Annotated in this window: 15 protein-coding genes; 9 read left to right on the forward strand and 6 right to left on the reverse strand. The window is 61.2% G+C overall.

Annotated features, from left to right (window positions below; translation table 11 throughout):
* Window positions 1-171: 171 nt before the first annotated feature.
* The 4 genes from AC1MLZ_RS23400 (at window position 172) to AC1MLZ_RS23415 (ending at window position 2990) form a co-directional block, all read left to right on the forward strand.
* Window positions 172-558, forward strand: coding sequence for a hypothetical protein (locus tag AC1MLZ_RS23400; protein WP_480962246.1), 387 nt, complete (start codon window positions 172-174; stop codon window positions 556-558).
* Window positions 555-1613 carry a site-specific integrase gene (locus tag AC1MLZ_RS23405; RefSeq protein WP_480962247.1) on the forward strand — a complete coding sequence of 353 codons (1059 nt, stop codon included), beginning with the start codon at window positions 555-557 and terminating at the stop codon, window positions 1611-1613. Before AC1MLZ_RS23400 ends, AC1MLZ_RS23405 begins: the two co-directional genes overlap by 4 nt.
* A gap of 25 nt (window positions 1614-1638) precedes the next feature.
* A complete protein-coding gene (locus AC1MLZ_RS23410) occupies window positions 1639-1974 on the forward strand; it encodes a hypothetical protein (protein ID WP_480962248.1) in 336 nt (111 codons plus the stop codon).
* Between the two features lie 152 nt (window positions 1975-2126).
* Window positions 2127-2990 carry a hypothetical protein gene (locus AC1MLZ_RS23415; protein ID WP_480962249.1) on the forward strand — a complete coding sequence of 288 codons (864 nt, stop codon included), beginning with the start codon at window positions 2127-2129 and terminating at the stop codon, window positions 2988-2990.
* Between the two features lie 1007 nt (window positions 2991-3997).
* Here AC1MLZ_RS23415 and tnpC read toward each other — a convergent pair.
* The 3 genes from tnpC to AC1MLZ_RS23430 all read right to left on the reverse strand — a co-directional run bounded on the left by tnpC (window position 3998) and on the right by AC1MLZ_RS23430 (window position 6611).
* Window positions 3998-5413: an IS66 family transposase gene (gene tnpC, locus AC1MLZ_RS23420; RefSeq protein WP_480958268.1), complete on the reverse strand. Its 1416-nt coding sequence runs from the start codon at window positions 5411-5413 to the stop codon at window positions 3998-4000.
* Window positions 5414-5671: 258 nt separating this feature from the next.
* Window positions 5672-6295, reverse strand: coding sequence for an SOS response-associated peptidase (locus AC1MLZ_RS23425; RefSeq protein ID WP_480962250.1), 624 nt, complete (start codon window positions 6293-6295; stop codon window positions 5672-5674).
* Between the two features lie 46 nt (window positions 6296-6341).
* The gene (locus AC1MLZ_RS23430) at window positions 6342-6611 is read right to left on the reverse strand and encodes an HU family DNA-binding protein (protein ID WP_480962251.1); all 270 of its coding nucleotides are present in this window, start codon (window positions 6609-6611) and stop codon (window positions 6342-6344) included.
* A 39-nt stretch (window positions 6612-6650) separates the two neighbouring features.
* On the opposite strand from AC1MLZ_RS23430, the gene AC1MLZ_RS23435 reads away from it, so the two are divergent.
* Window positions 6651-6827: a hypothetical protein gene (locus AC1MLZ_RS23435; RefSeq protein WP_480962252.1), complete on the forward strand. Its 177-nt coding sequence runs from the start codon at window positions 6651-6653 to the stop codon at window positions 6825-6827.
* Here the strand turns inward: AC1MLZ_RS23435 and AC1MLZ_RS23440 are convergent.
* Window positions 6824-7270, reverse strand: a complete 447-nt coding sequence (locus tag AC1MLZ_RS23440) for a hypothetical protein (protein ID WP_480962253.1) — start codon at window positions 7268-7270, stop codon at window positions 6824-6826. The genes AC1MLZ_RS23435 and AC1MLZ_RS23440 overlap by 4 nt on opposite strands.
* A 169-nt stretch (window positions 7271-7439) precedes the next feature.
* Here AC1MLZ_RS23440 and AC1MLZ_RS23445 point away from each other — a divergent pair, with 169 nt between their 5' ends.
* The 4 genes from AC1MLZ_RS23445 (at window position 7440) to AC1MLZ_RS23460 (ending at window position 13451) form a co-directional block, all read left to right on the forward strand.
* Entirely contained in the window at window positions 7440-8201 is a 762-nt protein-coding gene (locus AC1MLZ_RS23445; protein ID WP_480962254.1) for an ImuA family protein, read from the forward strand.
* 247 nt (window positions 8202-8448) lie between these two features.
* Window positions 8449-9900: a Y-family DNA polymerase gene (locus AC1MLZ_RS23450; protein ID WP_480962344.1), complete on the forward strand. Its 1452-nt coding sequence runs from the start codon at window positions 8449-8451 to the stop codon at window positions 9898-9900.
* Window positions 9897-13160 (forward strand): error-prone DNA polymerase, encoded by a 3264-nt coding sequence (locus AC1MLZ_RS23455; protein ID WP_480962255.1) that lies wholly within the window; start codon window positions 9897-9899, stop codon window positions 13158-13160. The genes AC1MLZ_RS23450 and AC1MLZ_RS23455 overlap by 4 nt, the downstream gene beginning before the upstream one ends.
* A 33-nt stretch (window positions 13161-13193) precedes the next feature.
* Window positions 13194-13451, forward strand: a complete 258-nt coding sequence (locus tag AC1MLZ_RS23460) for a hypothetical protein (protein ID WP_235188254.1) — start codon at window positions 13194-13196, stop codon at window positions 13449-13451.
* 608 nt (window positions 13452-14059) lie between these two features.
* Here AC1MLZ_RS23460 and AC1MLZ_RS23465 read toward each other — a convergent pair.
* Window positions 14060-14374 (reverse strand): hypothetical protein, encoded by a 315-nt coding sequence (locus AC1MLZ_RS23465; protein ID WP_480962256.1) that lies wholly within the window; start codon window positions 14372-14374, stop codon window positions 14060-14062.
* Between the two features lie 252 nt (window positions 14375-14626).
* Entirely contained in the window at window positions 14627-17473 is a 2847-nt protein-coding gene (locus AC1MLZ_RS23470) for a conjugal transfer protein TraG N-terminal domain-containing protein (protein ID WP_480962257.1), read from the reverse strand.
* Between the last annotated feature and the right edge of the window lie 2 nt (window positions 17474-17475).

Here is a 17475-nt window from a genome sequence, read left to right on the forward strand (position 1 = left end):
ATCAGGAGTGGCATCGTTGAGTTGCCATACCATAAACTACATCGAAGGGGGAGGGACTCTATCGGTATCCACTTACCGCTATCTGCCACAATAGTTACTAGCGATAAGTCTCATTCCTGCTACTACCAAACGATCGTCAGAGCTGCGCGATGATTGGGGAGCGATCCGAGCATGACCGACATGAAAATCACCGCAGACGGCACTGATGACACGCTGCCGGCCACCATTCGGAAGCGTGGCCGTCCACGTAAGCGGCCAGCCGTGACGCCAGCGCCTACGGATGACGACAAACCTGAGGGCTGGGCCGCAGTGTTCGGCATTCTCCTCGATCTGGACCGTCGCGGGGAGATGGGCAGGGTCATAGAACGCTGGCCAGTGACCTCGCTGACCGAACTGCGTGACGCGATCGACGCTGCGATCGAGATCGTTACCGAAGCGGGCGGAACCGACATTGGCGTGGGCCCGGCCGATGTGGTGCTGGCGCATTATCCACGCGGCGAGGGAAAGCCGTACCGGGTGAGCGTCAAGACGCCTGTCCGGCCCGTCGCCGACGCATGACGAGCAACGCGGAAGGAAAGGATGGCGAAAGGGTAGGGGGCGCAAACCTCGCGCTGATCCCGGCTGCGATCGGCGTGGAGCAACCGCTGCTGACCGGCATCACCGCGGAGGATGAGGCGCGCGTGAAGGCGTATGTGGCGCGAGCCTCCGCCGCGTCGACCGTGCGCGCCTACCGTTCGGACTGGCAGTTGTTCACCGCCTGGTGCGCGGCGCGCGGCTATCAACCGCTGCCGGCGACACCCCAGGTGACCAGCGCTCATCTCGCCGAGATCGCCGAGATCGGCACTGCCTTCTCCGCGGGGCGGCCCTTGTCGAAGGCGTCGATCGAGCGCCGCCTCGCCGCGATCGTGTTCGTCCATCGTGCGGCGGGCCTCGAGCCGCCCACGACGCAGATGGGCGCCGCCACCCTCATCACAATGATGCGCGGAATCCGCCGAGCCAAGCGCACGGACAAACTCGGCAACAAGAGGCCTGCCGACGCTGACGTGCTACGCGACATCATCCGCGGCATCACCGGCGACACCATGCTCGACCTGCGTGACCGCGCGCTGCTGACAATGGGCATGATGGGCGCGTTCCGGCGCTCCGAGCTGGTGCGGATCAGGGTCGAGGATATCGCCCCGCATCCGCGCGGCCTATCGGTATCGATCCCGTTCTCGAAGGGTGACCAGGGCGGGGAAGGGCAGTCGGTCGCAATCCTGGAAGGGCGGCGGATCGAGCCCGTGCGCCATTACCGCGCCTGGATCGAAGCGGCGGGCATCAGTGAGGGGGCGGTGTTTCGACGGCTCACCCCGCACGGCCGGGTCACGGAGACCGCGCTTAGCGAGCAATCTGTTGCGCTGGTGGTGAAGAAACGCGCTGCCGCAGTCGGCTACGATCCGTCGCTGTTCGCCGGTCATTCACTCCGCGCTGGCTTCCTGACGGAGGCGGGCCGCACCGGTGCGACCCTATTTAAGATGAAGGAACACAGCCGGCATAAGTCGATTGAGATGCTGAGTACCTACGTTCGGGATGAAGAGGCGTTTCGTAATCACGCCGCAGAGGGTTTCGCATAAGTACCAATTGAAAAAGGATACAATGATGAGCGATGGATTGACGTTGTCGACCGAGGGCGCAGCGCAGATAAGCAATAACGATGTGGATGACCTGGTTCGAAGGATTCGGGCGATCGTTCAAGATGTCGAAAACTTGTACCGCCCGACGCGAGCTATGATGGATTCGAGCAAGGTTCGTACCGACTTGGTGATGCTAGGTCTGTATGGCGCACGTGACAACCTCATCGAGGCAGAGAATTCGATCCTAAAAATTGCCTTGGGCCCCGCTAGCGAGGAAAAGCTCAAAGGCGTGCACCCGGTGGATATCGAGATCGACAAACTTTTCGACCAAGCTGGCCCAGATGAGCGATCGAAGCCCTGAAAGGCAATCTGATTGGTTTACTCCAACGACTGCGGAGGTCATCCTACGGGCAACGGGGTGGAGCAAGTGATGGCCGTGGAAGATAGACGCGCCACTCGGGTTACCGCCGAAACTACGGCGGATATCAACACGATAAGAACGGGCGGGGTCGAATGAAGCGCATTGATCTAAGCGCACTACTTCAAGCTGTATCGGCTCTGGCGGTGATGACAGAACGGCTGGTGCGACCGATAGACGTTATGAAGCATGACGGAACGCTCTGGATAACTATAGGTGAAATAGGGTCGTCGCTCGGACGGAACCTGAAGACAATTGGCGATATTGTAGATCCGCTCGAGCTGCCTGTAACAGCCGGAGCGATCAACAGCTATCGCTCAGCGTTAGGAAAACTGACGGCTACCAAGAATACGAACAACGTGTTCGGCCTCACGCAAAGTACAGCTGATGCTCTGCGTCGCGCATACGATCACTTGATAACAGGGTTGAATCAGGAGATTTCACAGCACAGAGGCTTTGTCATCGACCCGATGGAGGTCAAACATATCGATCACGCCGAGGAACGGTTTGGCAAAGAGGTGCTTATCGCATTTCCAGGGATCCGCAACGACGTGGTGGCAGCTGCAAAGTGTCAGACATTCGAACTCTGGACAGCCTCCGTCATGCATTTAATGCGGGTTGCGGAGACGGGAGTCGCGGCATTCGCTGACGATCTTACCGTCCCGATCGGTAAATCATGGGGCACTACTATAAATGAAATTCTGAAAGCCTTGGACGATGCCAAGGGACAGAAGGGCGCTCCGGAATTGCAGGCTCGCCTCAAAGCCGATCCGTCGTTCAAACAATGGGCGTCTGAAGTAGCTAGCTATCTCAACTTTGTGAAAGACGCCTTCCGAAACCCGGCGATGCATCCTGGCTTGAGCTTTGATCGGGACGAAGCCACCGTAATTTCTCATAACACACGATCGTTGATGCGCGCGTTGGCTAAACGAGTAACTCAGAAGGCTCAGATCGATTAGTCGTGGAAGGGTTCGATATCGAACGCGCAATGGCTTGGTATTCCCGATAATTTCAGGCGCGCGGAGTTTTCCATTGTTGATGTCCTTCAGGCGGCTGAGATGACTAATTTGCCAGTAGCCGTCGCTATCCTGTCTGCGATTGCAGCAAGCGTGTCTGCTTTAGGCTCGCGACGGTCATCGCGCATCGCCCTAATGGCGAACGGGCCTGGTGTTGAGATCTCCGCCGGAGTGTACCAAAGGGAAGATGACACGATTGGATGGGTAGTCTTAACCAATGTCGGGGGTTCAGAGGCTAGAGACATATATATTGAACTCTTTGCTGACCCGCAAAGTAAGATTTGTGGATTAGCGTTCGACAGAGAGCTGCCATTGATAATCTGGCATCAACCGTTCCTTCGCCGGGGCTCAAGCGCACAAATCAATATGCCGATGATGGTATTTCGCGAGCTTGGGCTGAAACAAAGCAGCGAAGTCGAGCCATTTAACCACTTCTGGATCTCTTATACGGACCGTCTTGGGCGCGGTCACGGCTTTCATGCAGCTGTCGATTATATGTCTCAACCTATCGACGTAGCCAGCCTAGCGAAGACAAACGTCGCGGAGAAGGAATGGGCCCAAGCGGCAGTACAGATATCAGCGCCTCCAACTTTCGACCTTGCTACGCTGCGAACTTGGAAGCGCTTTCGTATCGTCATACCACTGGTGAGGCGGCTATTTCCTCGAATAATCCAACTGCCATCGCCGGAACGGGTGGCAATCCGCCGGATGACCACGAAGAAACACAGGCCCTTCGCGGTGAGGTCGCTACAGGTAGATTTCCCGAATGAGAAGCCTGAGTATTGGCCCGTTTTTGCGATCTACTCGGAAGACAAGCCGGGGAAAGCGCTTTGGCATGGCCAGAGTGCCGGGTCAGCTGGTAAGGTTAAGCGTCTTATTGGTTCGATATCGGGAGCTATAGGCGACGTCGAAATCGTGGAGTTTGCGGCTGGCGGGTATCTGCTCACCCCCTATGCGGCGAGGGTCGGCGCACGACGCTGTGAGATGACGTCTACGATCGCTTGGAGGGCGGTCTTGCCGTGTAGCTTTGCTGTGGCGATCACGGAGACTGTGGCAGCGTAGAACTGCGAGCCCCAGGTCGAGCGGAAGCAACCGGTTACCTTGCGGAAGATCACCGACATGCGCAGCGCGCGTTCCGAGCCGTTGTTGGTGTAGGGCACGTCGCGCCGGGTCATGAACACGAACAGGTCGGTGCGGCACCTCTTGATCGCGCGCATGAGCTTTTGCCCCTGCTTGTGCGGTACTGCGAGCTTCATCAGGCCGGTCAGTTGTCGCTCCAGCCGGGCGAGATACTGGGCAAGCGTTGTATTCTTGAGCCGGTCTCGTCGTTTGCCGATGTTGCAGGCCCGCTTGAGCAAAGCCTTGAAGCCCGGTGCGAACATCATGTCGCCGCTGTCGATGGCATATTGTGCGTCGCGTAGCAGGTGCGCCAGGCAGACCTGGCGCTGCTCGCCATGGCCGTTCTGCGCACCGTAGCGGTCCGCTACCCAGACCTTGGGCCTGGCCCCGCCCAGGAAGTCGGTGATGATCCGCGCGGCGCGGGTGTCGGCGATGATGTGATAGATCGCGGTAGTGGTGTGCATGACCCACTGCCAGTGCTTGCGCCCGCAGACCCGTGCCGACGTCTCGTCGGAAGCGATCACCTCGGCCCGGCGGACTTCCTCGCCGATCTCCTCGGCCGCCTCCAGCATCGGCTTGAGCGCGCGCTGGAGGATATTGGCGACCGCACCTTCGCTGATGTCGAGACCGAAGACCGTCTTCATGATCTCCTTGAGACGCTCGAAGCTGATCGCTTGCGTGACGTGGAGATGGATCAGCAGTGCCTGGATGCCGGGGCCAAAGGGTGAGCCCGGCTCCATCCCTTCGGGTACAGGTGCAGTGAAGGTGGCCTCGCAACACGGGCATACTCCGCTATGCAGATGGACGCGCGTCGTCACCGGCTTGATCGGCGGGATCTCGATATGATCATAGGCATGAACCTTGCGCTGGTCGTCCTGGCTCAACGCCGCGGCGCAGTTCGGGCACTGCGTGGCAAGGGCCTCGACCACCTGGTCGGGATCGGCAGCCAGCGCGCGGGTGACACCGGGGCGACCCTTGCGGTCTTTGCGCTGGCGCTCGGGCAGGTTTGGCTTTTGTCCGGCGCTCGGCGGTATCGAGGAATTGTCCGGCGTCTTCGGCGGCTTGCCCAGCTTGTCCTCCAGCTCGGCCACACGCCTCTCAAGGCGCGTGATGGATGCCGCCTGAGTCTCTACCAGGGCGCTTAACTCCGCAATTCGCGCGGCCTGAAGCGAAATAACTTCCGCCTGCGCCAGCACCAGCGCGACCAGCTCATCATGCGAAAGCGCTCGGACGGCTTCGACGTTCATGAGGATTCTGAATCAGCAAGCGCGCAACGGCGCAAGCAAAATCCGGCAGCCCCACCCAACCTCGGACTATGCAGCCCGTGTCACGCCGCCTGTGTTACCGCCGCAAGGGGGTGAGCAGATACGCTGGCGGAGGGGAGGTCGCACGGACACGCTCACGCGTTTCGTTCGATGCTCTGCTCCGTCAAATCGAGGAGATCGACTAAGCATCGCCGGAGGGTATGACCATCCCTGATCGCTTCTCGAGCCGAAGGACGCCAATCAGTCGACCTTCATTAACTGAGATGGGTATGGGGAGACGACATCACGTAAATCATCCCAATCCCCAGTCAGCCAGCGTTGATAGTCTTCGTCATGGAGGATCACCGGCATCGCTTTCGGATGAACTGGTGCCACGACTGAATTCGGCTCCGTAGTTAGAAAACCGTATGCGTTCCCGCGCTCAGTTGGCCTCCAAATACCGGCGAATGCAAAAACCGGCCGACTTGGTACGTCGAACCAATGCAGCGGCTTCTTGCCGTCCTCGCCAGGTTGGACGCCGTATTCGGAAAATGAAGTAACCGGGACGAGGCAGCGCCGTGCTGGCGTAATGAGCATCGACCGCCAGAAGCTGGACGACAAATTCCTGACGTTGGTGACATATTTTGTGAGCTTCGTCGCGGGATCGCGCTTGCTCGGAATCTGCGTGGGCACGCCCCATTCCATGCGCTCAATCCGGCGATCGTCACCGTCCTGCACGATAACGGCCCCATAGAACGGCGTCTTCTTGCCAGTTGGGAATATGTCGCCGACCGGGAAGGTTTCGTCGGCCTCATAGGGAGGGCGGATACCGAACGTAGCAGCCACGTCGGCCTGCTTCGCCGTCAACCTATACCGATTGCACATCCGCGCCTCCTGTCGGCGCCAGCGAACGATCGCCGGCGCATGTTCGTCAGAGCTTGTCCTTGAGACCCTTGGCGGCCGTGAACGCAACCTTCTTGGACGCTGCGATCTTGATAGCTTCACCGGTCGACGGGTTGCGTCCGTCCCGCTCAGGGCGATCCTTCACGGCAAACTTGCCGAACCCTGGGATAGAGACTTCCTCGCCCTTTGCAGCGGCGTCCGCAATCTGATCAAAAACGGCCGAGATCGCCTTCTTTGCGTCGGCCTCGCTAGACCCAGTCGACGTCGCAACACCTTTGGCCAGCTCGCTGATGTTCATGCTACTCATGCTCCTTATAAACGAGCAGGACCCTTACCCATGGCAAGCGACGAGACAAAGACCGTGCTGGACGAGGCGAATGCAAAGGCGGTTGCGCTGATGCTCGACAAGCTCGAGAACCACGACGTCACCGAGGTCTATGAGGCGGTCGGCGGGGTAGGGCCGATCGCTGATCTAGCGGCTCAGGCCATGAAGACGCGCAACATCGATCTTTAAGAGGCGGCGTGTCGCTCGCGGGTGATGCGGGGATCCTCATACAGGTCCCGCAACGCCCGCAGGCGAAAGGAATTCCACCAGCGCTGCCAGCGATGTTCAGCTGCATCGTGGATCATGTGGCAGCGCTGGCAGAGCGCTTTGAGGTTTGCCGGCGCACTGTTGCTCGGGTCATGATCGAGATGCGCGCACGCCAGAACGACATAGGTCGTCCGCACCCTCGCCAGTGCGAAGCCCCCCTTCATCGAAACCCGCTTGCCTTGGTCCGATCGCCAGCACGACGTATCAGCGTCCCACCAGCGTCCATCACAAAGATGAGCGACGCGGCGAAGGTGCGGCCGACGGCATTGCTCGCAGCGCCTGCCGGCACGGTCGAACCGGATCGTGCCTGACAGCTGCTGCCAGTCGATCGGGTAGAGCCAGCGGTTCTCGGCGCGGATCGGCATCGCATTTCTATGAGTCACGCGACCGGTCTTGGAAAGCGGAATTTCACCGTCTGTTGCCGGTTCGTATCGCGTGCGTTCCATTCCGAAACGATGAGCTGAGACGATCGGCGCTTGACCAACTGTCCGCATTAACGGAACATAAAGGGAACGAGTAGAGTCTTAGAACACGATGTCCTCCGCCCTCGATTCCTTCGCGCCAAGCATAGCGCATCTCCGGACGATCGCCACGCCGGTCACGGATTACCGTGTGCTGCCTTTCGGCATTGAGGAGCTCGACGGCCGACTTGGGGCTGGGGGTCTGCGTGCCGGCGCGCTTCATGAGGCAACGGCACAAAGCGGAGCATTGGTTGATGATGCAGCCACCACGCTGTTTCTAGCCGGGATCGCGGCGCGCGAAGCGGCAATTGCCGGCGGGCCGGTTCTGTGGGCGAGCTGTAGGCCAAACGTCTATGCGCCGGGACTGGCTCAGGCTGGTCTTGCGTCAGCAAGCGTGATCTACGCGCACCCTCCTGACGATGCCGCGTTGCTGGCTGTGATCGAGGACGCGGTGCGCGACGGCACGCCGTCGGCGATCGTCGCGGAAGCAAGCAAGGTCTCGATGGTTGCAACGCGTCGCCTGCAGCTGGTCGCAGCTGAAGCCGACATGCCGGTACTGCTGCTGCGTCGTCGCCGCGGCCGTGACCAGGATCCCTTCGCCGAACCGTCCGCCGCGTGGACGCGCTGGCGGATCGGCTCCGCGCCTTCGGCGCGGCTGGAGGTCGCGGGCGTAGGAAGAGCGAGATGGACGGTCGAACTGGCGCGGCAACGCGGCGGTGAGGGCTTTTCCCTAATTGTGGAGGGCAGCGATGAGACGGGTCGTCTCGCTGTTCCTGCCGAACTTAGCCATAGAGCGGCTGAGACGGTTGGAACGGCCCGCTACGCGGCCGCCTGAGCGGCCCGCCCTGCAACTGCCGGTCGACGACGATCCTGGTGCCTGTTCGGTGCCGCGGGGCGGCGGTTGGCGGCCTGGCGCCCGCTGGGCGAGAACCAGTGCGCAGTCGCGCGAAGAGGTTGAGGCGCAGATCGCGTCGCTTCCTGTCCACGCGAAGCCGCCAATGCGGGAGCTTGGCAGGCGATCGGAAGCGGCGAGCCACCCGTACAAGGCGCACGCGCCTGCATTGCGGCTCGCCACGCCAGTTATGCCCCCGGTCCAGCACGCGCCGCTCGCTCTCGTTGGCAAGGTCGGCCGGCGCGAAGAGGTGGTCGCTGCCTGCACCGGTGCGCAGTCGCTCGGCATCCATCCCGGTATGGCCGCCACCCACGCCCGCGCGCTGGTGTCAGATCTCGACTTCCGTCCGTTTGAGCCGGAAGCCGATGCAGCACTCCTCGATCGCCTCGCTCTGTTGGCGGTACGGCGCTGGTCGCCGATCGCGGCTGTCACCCCGGCTGATGGCCTTTGGATTGATCTCGCCGGCTGCGATCACCTCCATGGCGGAGAAGAGCGGTTTTGCCGTCGTCTGCTCGCCTTTTGTCGTCGTGCAGGCTTCACCGCGCGCGTCGCGGTCGCCGATACGCCGGGGGCCGCCCACGCGCTGGCCCGTTTTGGAAAAGCCGATCTTACGCGCGTCGAGCCGCACGGCACGGTCGAGGCACTCAGCCCGTTGCCGATCGCATCGCTGCGCCTGACGCCCACGGCGTTGACCGCGGCGCGCAAATTCGGATTCGAACGGATCTCAGATCTCCTGCCAGTCGCGCGCGGACCCCTCGCGCGCCGGCTCGGGCTGCCGACCATCACACGCCTCGATCAAGCCCTGGGCGGTGTCGCAGAGCCAATCACCCCGCGAGAGGACATCGAGGTCCCGGCGGTCGAACGCCGGTTACTGGAGCCGATCAGCACGGCCGAGGCGATCGAACAGGTCATGGGTGACCTCTTGGGCGATCTTGTCGTGCTGCTGCGGGCGAAAGGCGTTGGCGCACGCTCGCTCCGCCTGACGGGAATGCGCGTCGATGGCACCGAGCAAATCGTCGCGGTCGGCACATCCCGGCCGACACGGGAGGTCTCTCACCTTCTGAGGCTGTTGAAGCTGCGGATCGAGCGGATCGATCCCGGCATGGGCCTCGAGCAGTTTCAAATGGTGGCGCCGCACACGGAGCCGCTCGACGCGGTTGATCTCGGCGCCGTCCTCGCTGGTGAAACGCTGGTGCGCGACCCCGCACGCCTGGTCGACCTGATCGCAGGCAGAATCGGGATGCACTCGGTCTTCCGCATCGCTCCCGTCGAAAGCCATGTCCCGGAGCGGGCCGTGGTCAAATCCGATCCCAACGAGCTGCCGGGAACATGGCCAGAGTGGAAGCGGCCGATCCGTCTCTTCGCGCATCCAGAGCCACTGCATCGCGTGATCGCCCTGATGCCCGACCAACCTCCGCGGCGCTTTGAGTGGCGCGGCACGACGTACAAGGTGGTTGGCGGCGACGGTCCCGAACGCGTTCATGGCGAATGGTGGCGGCGTGACGCGGAAGTATGGGCGGTCCGCGACTATTACCGCGTCGAGGACGAGACTGGCGGTCGCTACTGGGTCTTCCGTCGTGGCGACGGTTTTGAGGACGACACCGGCGACCTGTCCTGGTGGATGCACGGGGTCTTTGGATGACCCACTATGTCGAGCTTCAGGTGCTGACACACTTCTCGCTGCTCCGCGGGGCGTCCAGTCCAGAGGAGCTGTTCGCGGCCGCTGCCGTGCTTGGCTACCCGGCGATCGGCGTCAGCGACATCGGCACGGTCGCCGGTGTTGTGCGCGCATGGGAGGCGCAAAAAGCCACTGGCGTCCGCTCGATCGCGGGTACGCGCATCGATCTTTCATGCGGCCGTCGCTTGCTGCTTTACCCAACGGACCGTCCGGCCTGGTCGCGGATCACCCGATTGCTGACCGTCGGCAAGAAGCGGGCGGGAAAGGGCGGTTGCCTGCTGCACTGGCACGACCTCGAGCCATGGTCTGAAGGCGTCATCGCCATTCTGCTTCCGCACGAGGCGGACGAAGAGAACCTCGCTGCGCTGAAGGACCTCAAGGCGATCTACGGCCGTCGGGGCTACATGGCGCTGTTCCAACGGCGTCGGCCGGGCGACGCGGTCCGCATCGATGCGCTGGCCCGACAGGCTGGCGGAGCGGCAGTGCGCGCGGTCGTAACCGGCGACGTGCTGTATCATGCGCCTGAAGCACGGCTGCTGCAGGACGTGGTGGCCGCGGTGCGCGAGAAATGCACCGTCGACGAGCTTGGCTATCGGCGTGAGGTGAACGCCGATCGCGCGCTGAAATCCCCCGATGAGATGGTCAGGCGTTTCCGCGCCTACCCCGACGCGTTACAGGCCAGCGTCGACATCGCGCGGATCTGCACCTTCAATCTTGGCGAGCTTCAGTATCAGTACCCGCATGAGAAGCTGATCGACGGTCTGACGGCCCAGGAAGCGCTCCAGAAGCTCGCCACAGAAGCGGTCGAGCGGATGTTCGATGGCGACGTGCCGCAGCCTTATACGGACCAGATAACGCACGAAATGCGGCTAATTGGCGAGCTTGGCTACGCGCCGTACTTTTTGACTGTCTACGCGATCGTGCGGGAAGCACGCCGGCGCGGGATTCTGTGTCAGGGGCGCGGATCGGCTGCCAACTCGTGCGTATGTTTCGTGCTTGGCGTGACCTCGATCGACCCGATCAAACATGAGCTGCTGTTCGAACGGTTCGTGTCGGGGGAGCGCCGCGAGCCTCCCGACATCGACGTCGACTTCGAGCATGAGCGCCGCGAAGAGATCATCCAGTGGATCTACGAGACCTACGGTCGCAACCACTCCGCGCTGACGGCCGTCGTGACGCGCTACCGCGCGCGGGGTGCAGTGCGTGACGTCGGCAAGGTGCTTGGTCTGCCGGAGGATCTTACCTCGTCACTGGCAGGGCTCGTCTGGGGCTGGTCGGCCGACGGCGTAGGCGAGAAGCAAGTCGAAGAGCTCAACCTCGACATTGGCGATCGACGGCTCCGTCTGACGCTCGAGCTTGCACGAAAGCTGATTGGTGTGCCGCGGCACATGTCCCAGCACCCGGGTGGGTTCGTCCTCACCCATGACCGTCTTGATGACCTGGTGCCAATCGAACCAGCCGCGATGGAAGACCGCCAGATCATCGAGTGGGATAAGGACGACATCGATGCGCTGAAATTCATGAAGGTCGACGTTCTCGGTCTGGGCATGCTCGGCTGCATGAACCGCGCCTTCAACATGCTTGAGGCGGACAAGGGGCTGCGGGTCGGGCTGGCGGACCTGCAGGACGACGACCCGGACGTCTACGCCATGATCTCCAAGGCAGATACGCTCGGCACCTTCCAGATCGAGAGCCGCGCGCAGATGTCGATGCTGCCACGGATGAAACCGCGGCGCTTCTACGACCTCGTGATCCAGGTGGCGATCGTGCGGCCAGGACCGATCCAGGGCGACATGGTCCATCCGTATCTTCGCCGACGCGAGGGACTCGAGAAGCCGGAATATCCCCGGCCGGAGTTGCGCGCGGTGCTTGAGAAGACGCTTGGCGTCCCGCTGTTTCAGGAACAGGCGATGAAGGTCGCGATCGTCGGCGCCGGCTTCACCGCGGCCGAGGCGGACCAGCTGCGCCGCGCGATGGCGACGTTCAAGTTCACAGGCGGGGTCTCGCACTTCAGCGAGAAGCTGATCGAGGGGATGGTCGAACGCGGCTATCCAAGAGAGTTTGCAGAGCGCACGTTCCGCCAGCTCGAGGGCTTCGGCTCCTACGGTTTCCCGGAGAGCCATGCGGCGAGTTTCGCCAAGATTTCCTACGCCAGCAGCTGGATGAAGCATCATCATCCCGACGTGTTCTGTGCGGCGCTCATGAACGCGCAGCCAATGGGCTTCTATGCGCCGGCGCAGATCGTCCGCGACGCGCGCGACCACGGCGTCGAAGTGCGTCCCCCTTGCGTCAACGCCAGTCGTTGGGATTGCACGCTGGAGAAGACAGGCGGGCGCTACCTTGCTGTGCGGCTCGGCCTTCGGCAAATCCGCGGCCTGTCGAACGCTGATGGCGCGAAGATCGTTGGCGCGCGTACGATCACACCCTTTGAGAGCGTCGAGGACGTCTGGCGACGGTCTGGCGTGCAGCGCGCCGCGATCGAAAAGCTGGCTGACGGCGATGCCTTCCACGGCTTCAGCGTTGATCGTCGGCAAGGACTTTGGAAGGTAAGGGGGCTCGGCGAGGCTCCGTTACCGCTTTTCGCGGCAGCTGATCGATCGGCCGAAACCTTTAGCGCGGAAGGCCTCGAGCCAGACGTCGCACTGCGGCCGCTGACCGACGGCCGAGAGGTGATCGAAGATTACCGGGCGCTGCAGCTCTCGCTTCGCGCGCATCCGCTGACGTTCGTGCGCGACGAGTTGACTAGGCGCGGCGTCACCAAATGCGCCGATCTCGCCAACATTCGGGATGGCCGATACGTCGAGGTCGCCGGCATTGTCCTGGTCCGTCAGAAGCCCGGCTCCGCCAAGGGCGTGCTGTTCATCACGATCGAGGACGAAACGGGCATCGCCAACGGCATCCTCTGGCCCGATCGTTTCGAGGCACAACGCCGGACGATTATGTCGGCGTCGATGGTCGGCCTGAAGGGGCAGGTTCAAAAGGAAGGCGAGATCATCCATGTGATCTGCAGCCGGATCGTCGACCATGGCGACCTCCTCCACCGCGTTGGTGACATGTCGTTTCCGCACCGGACCGGGCGTGGCGATGCCGCGCAACATCCGGGCTCGCCCGACCGTGGCGACAAGGGATGGAATCCTGAACCTCGCAACCAATACTGGCCACCCCACGCGGACGGTATGGATCCGGAGGAGGTCGTGCGGTTCAAGTCGCATGACTTCCATTGATCGGTGTCGAATCTGCCGAGGCATCAGCGTGTCGTGATCGCGCTGTCCGTGCATATTTTGCGCACCGGCGTCACCCGCTGCTCTGACGTCCGAGTTGATGTGCCGGAGATCCGCCTCGCTCTTCGTTGTCTGCTTCCGCATTGCCCCGAGAAATGGCCGCTTACCTTGTTCTGGGACGCGGCCGCACAGGACAACGAGATTGGTCGTGCCCAAGGCGTCACAGCCGCGTTTAACGGGATCATTCGCCAGCTTCGTCGAGCCGGCTGCTACGAGGAAGTCACGCCGCCATGACCAGTGATATGAAGCACGCGGGACAAAGAGGATGAGACTGTCTCATCCTCTTTGTCAGGGTCTCACCCACTCTGTCGGTTGCCAGTGGCAGCGCTAAACCAATCCAAGTTCACTAGCCTTGGTGAATGGGCGTCAGCGCGCGAGGATATGCGGATCACGTGCCCATGCGGCCGGACGATAAACCTCCCGGCTGTGAAAATCATCGAGCGCTTTCGATCGGATGGTTCAATCTCCCAAGCTATTACACGCTTGCGTTGCACGACGTGCCGGCGCCGCGGACACGCAACGGTTACGCCTGTTCCGGTCCTTAGGCTTTAGTCTAAGTTGGCAGGCGATGGCTCAAGACACACCAACTACAGTGGGCGAAATGCAGGATCTACTCGCCCACCTGCTTGCAGGCGCGGTTGGCAAAACCGACACGTACTGGAAAAACCTGATCGGCCCCGTCATCGCCCTGCCGATCGTGATTCATCCCAGGTCAAACTGGAGGATCGATCCAAGGGGTAAACCAGCGGAGGTCGAGGCGATCGAGAAAGCTGCGGCAGTGGTCCGCGCAGCTCATCCCTATGTCCCATCGCCCCGAACAAACGACGTGTTGAAGGGAGAGGTCAACCTTTCGGGATCAAGACCAGGACAACGGCGAGGGACATGACAAATAGCGACAGCCAGATCGCAATTTGGCCGTAGATGTGCAGAACTAACCCGACCCATGAATAGCGCTGGCGAAGCACGACGGCGCTACCGACAGCGATAAAGAAGGCGATGACAGTAGGTGCAGTGATAGATGGGGAGCGGTTGAGCGATCCCTCGACAATCGGCACCAAACCGACCGCCATGACCAACATCCACGAAAATCCAAGGACCAGATTTCCGCCGACTGTGGGCTCAGCTGAAGATCGCGGACTTAAGGTCGCGGTTGCCAAAATGACCTCCCTAGGATACCCTCAGAATTGAGGGCAATGCTATGTACGAAATAGACCAGGCACAATATTACGCTACTATCGATAGCCCCGGTGGCCCTATCGTCGTAATGAAGCCTCAACCCGACGACAACTTCGACCATATCCCTTGCGATGAGGATGGCAATCCAACGCTAGCGGGAAAAATTGGCCAAATTATCACCTCTATGGTTCTGCTGGGAATGTTCCTTTATTTCCGGTTTGGGATCTAGGACCTCACTTTCGTAGTGAGGGATCTGTGAAAAACTGTCGGTTAAGGTCCTTGTTCACATCGGACTGCACCTGAGAGCCGGCCTGAACGGCTCCGGAGCGCATCACCCCTTGAACGTCTCGTTCCGCCGTAAGCGTGTCCTTGCCCGACGATATCCTATCACGAGCTGCCGAACCGTCAGGCATAGCTGGAGCGCTTGGCAGGGCCGATAGACCATGCGGGTGATAGCGTGCTGTAACATCGGCGTCGGTAGCCACAGGTGGTGCGGCAACATGGACGAGATCGGGCTGGTGTAGGCTGGGAGCGACTTCATCGTAGATTGCTTGCCGGCGTTGAGTGAGAAATTGCGAGATCATCGCATCTCGTGTCCGGCGCTCTTGATCGGTAAAGGTAGTTTGATGAAGCCCCGGAGCGTTCAGCCCAGGTTTAGTAGCCGCTTCTCCAGCGTACCACTGCGCGAGCTCCTGGCTCAGGTTCTCACTCATTTGAAGACTATGCGACTCTGCAAAGTTTGCATCTCGAGTTAGCGATTGCGACAACTCATGGAGCTTCTGCGCCCGCTGCTCATGTGAGTAGGCCTGCGACAGGGCGTCGTCCTGACCAACACTTGAGGTGGAATCGCTGGATGCGCGCGTGAATGTGCCGCTTCGACTGTAGGTGCTGCTCGACGTGCCCGCGCTGTCGCCATTTGCATGCTCATCGCGAGAACCAGCGGTCTGACTGCTGTTATAGTCGTCGGTCTTGGACCTGTCGGAAGAATGAGTCAGGCCATCCCGTTGCGTGCCGGTCTTGGTAACACTTCCGCCAACGCTCGGGATCGGCAGCGCGCCTAGCAGACCGCCACCCGCGCCACTACCGTTTGATTTCCCCGAAGAACCCGAACTACCCCCGGCACCTCGACGTCCCAACGGGCTACCTAGGCTGACATTGCCGGAAACCTGGTCAAGAGTTTCGGCACCACGAGTACGGCCATCAGTCGACCGAAGGGATTGACCAGTGGAGGAACGGTCCTCGGTTCCAGTGGAGGTCGAACCCGTAGTCCGATCAAAGCTTTCCAACGAAGTTCCGGACTGGCCACCGCTGCCGGATTCAAACCCTGAAGAGACGTTTGTCGACCTACCGACGCTGCTCCGATCCGTGTGGGTTGCGGTTCGGATTGCCGCTGCCGCTTCGAGCTCACTTTGAGATGCGCGTTCGGCTTGGCTTGCCTGCTGACGCATTTCCGAAACGTAGCTGCTGTTCATCGCTGGCTGAACGCCCAACCGGCTCATACCTGGTGTCACGTCTATAACCGAGTGGCCATTGCCAAACGCTGCTGTCGTCGCGCCGTTATCGTGACGGAAGCTGGAAGCAAATGCACCGGTCGAGAATGCCGGTGCGTCCGACCACTGGTTGCTTTGACGCATGTTCGACGTCGAGTTCGCGAAGCTGGCATTGCCGTAGGAGTAATTGCCTGTCGTCTGCTCCGCGGCTGCAGCCTCCGCAGCGTTCTGCGCCGGCGATAGAACCGATGTCGCCTGGCCGGAGATGCTCATAGCGCCCTTGGCTAAGCCAGCTGCAAGGAACGGCACTGACATCAGCATGAAGCCCGCGATCGTCGCGGTTTCAGCGTTTACCGCGCCAATACCCGCATAGGACCCCAGTGACATACCTCCGTCCGCTACGCCCTGCGCCGCGGCTGTCGCCCGCGTCATGCAGATCATGTGGAGGATGACATAAAGCGGCCCCCACGCAGCAAGATAGAAGAACCCGGTCAGGTAGCCCTTGAGCGCGCCAACACCGGTCTGCGGCATCAGGAAAAGGGGGAAGATGACCGGGAACATCGCGTAGAAGACGACGGTCAGCACGATGTTTAGAATAGGCACCCAGCTCATCGCCTGCTGCGCGATCGAGTTGTACGTGTTGCGCGCCTGGATATCGGCCCGCGTCGTCGCGAACGTATCGATCGAGGCTGCGCCCGGACCACCAGCCATGCCGTCACGCGCCTGCATGAAGGCGTTGATGGCAGTGTTTTGCCGGACGATGTTCTCGTAGCCGGCGCTGGACGCCGTGAACGCCTGGTTGACGATCGGAACATCGGCCCGCAGCTTCGCCGAGGCGACGGCAGTCGAGAGCTTTGGATAGGTCTCCTTGGCCCAGAGCGAGGTCTGAGCGTCGATCATGCTGTGCCAAAGGCCATCGAGCATACCGTAGGCCTGCCGGCAGCTGACGATGCTGCTGGACGTTGTAGCGCCAGAGCGTTCCACCCAAGGTTGAGATCGCGCGGCAGAGCCAGGTCCCATCGTTGCCCAAAGGTCTTTCGCGGAGGCAAGATCGGTCATCGACTTCTGGCCGAGCATGACGTCGCCGAATACGCAGTTTTTGAAATGCGAAGACAGATTGGTCGCGAACTCGGCGTCCCGGATCTGAAAATTGCGCGTCGCATCGAGCAGACGGGCACCATAGACCATGCCATTCGACGAGTAGCTAAGCTGGCTCGGCATCGTGAAAACAGTTTCGGCCGTCCGCGTCAGCCAGTCACCGACCTGACTGGTGAAGCTGGCAATCACCCCCAAGCCGAGAGGTACGTTATCGACAACGGCGGGAGCCAGTGACGGGTTGATCCGGTCCGTCACCTTAACCGTGACGGTCGGGACCATGAGGCACATGTAGATGAGCGACGAGCCAAGAAACCAGTTGAGCCAGACGCGCACGTTCATGGTGAAAGCGACGGCAAGAAGCGAGTAGATCAGGCCAAGAACCATCACCACCTGAAGGAGGGAGCGGTAACCGCCCCCGCCCGTCCAGGCCGCTACCGCGTTGAACGTGTTGACGATGTATTCGCCACCGCCAATCGTGAAGACCTCAACCATGC

The sequence above is a fragment of the Sphingomonas sp. PEI4 genome (assembly GCF_056679955.1).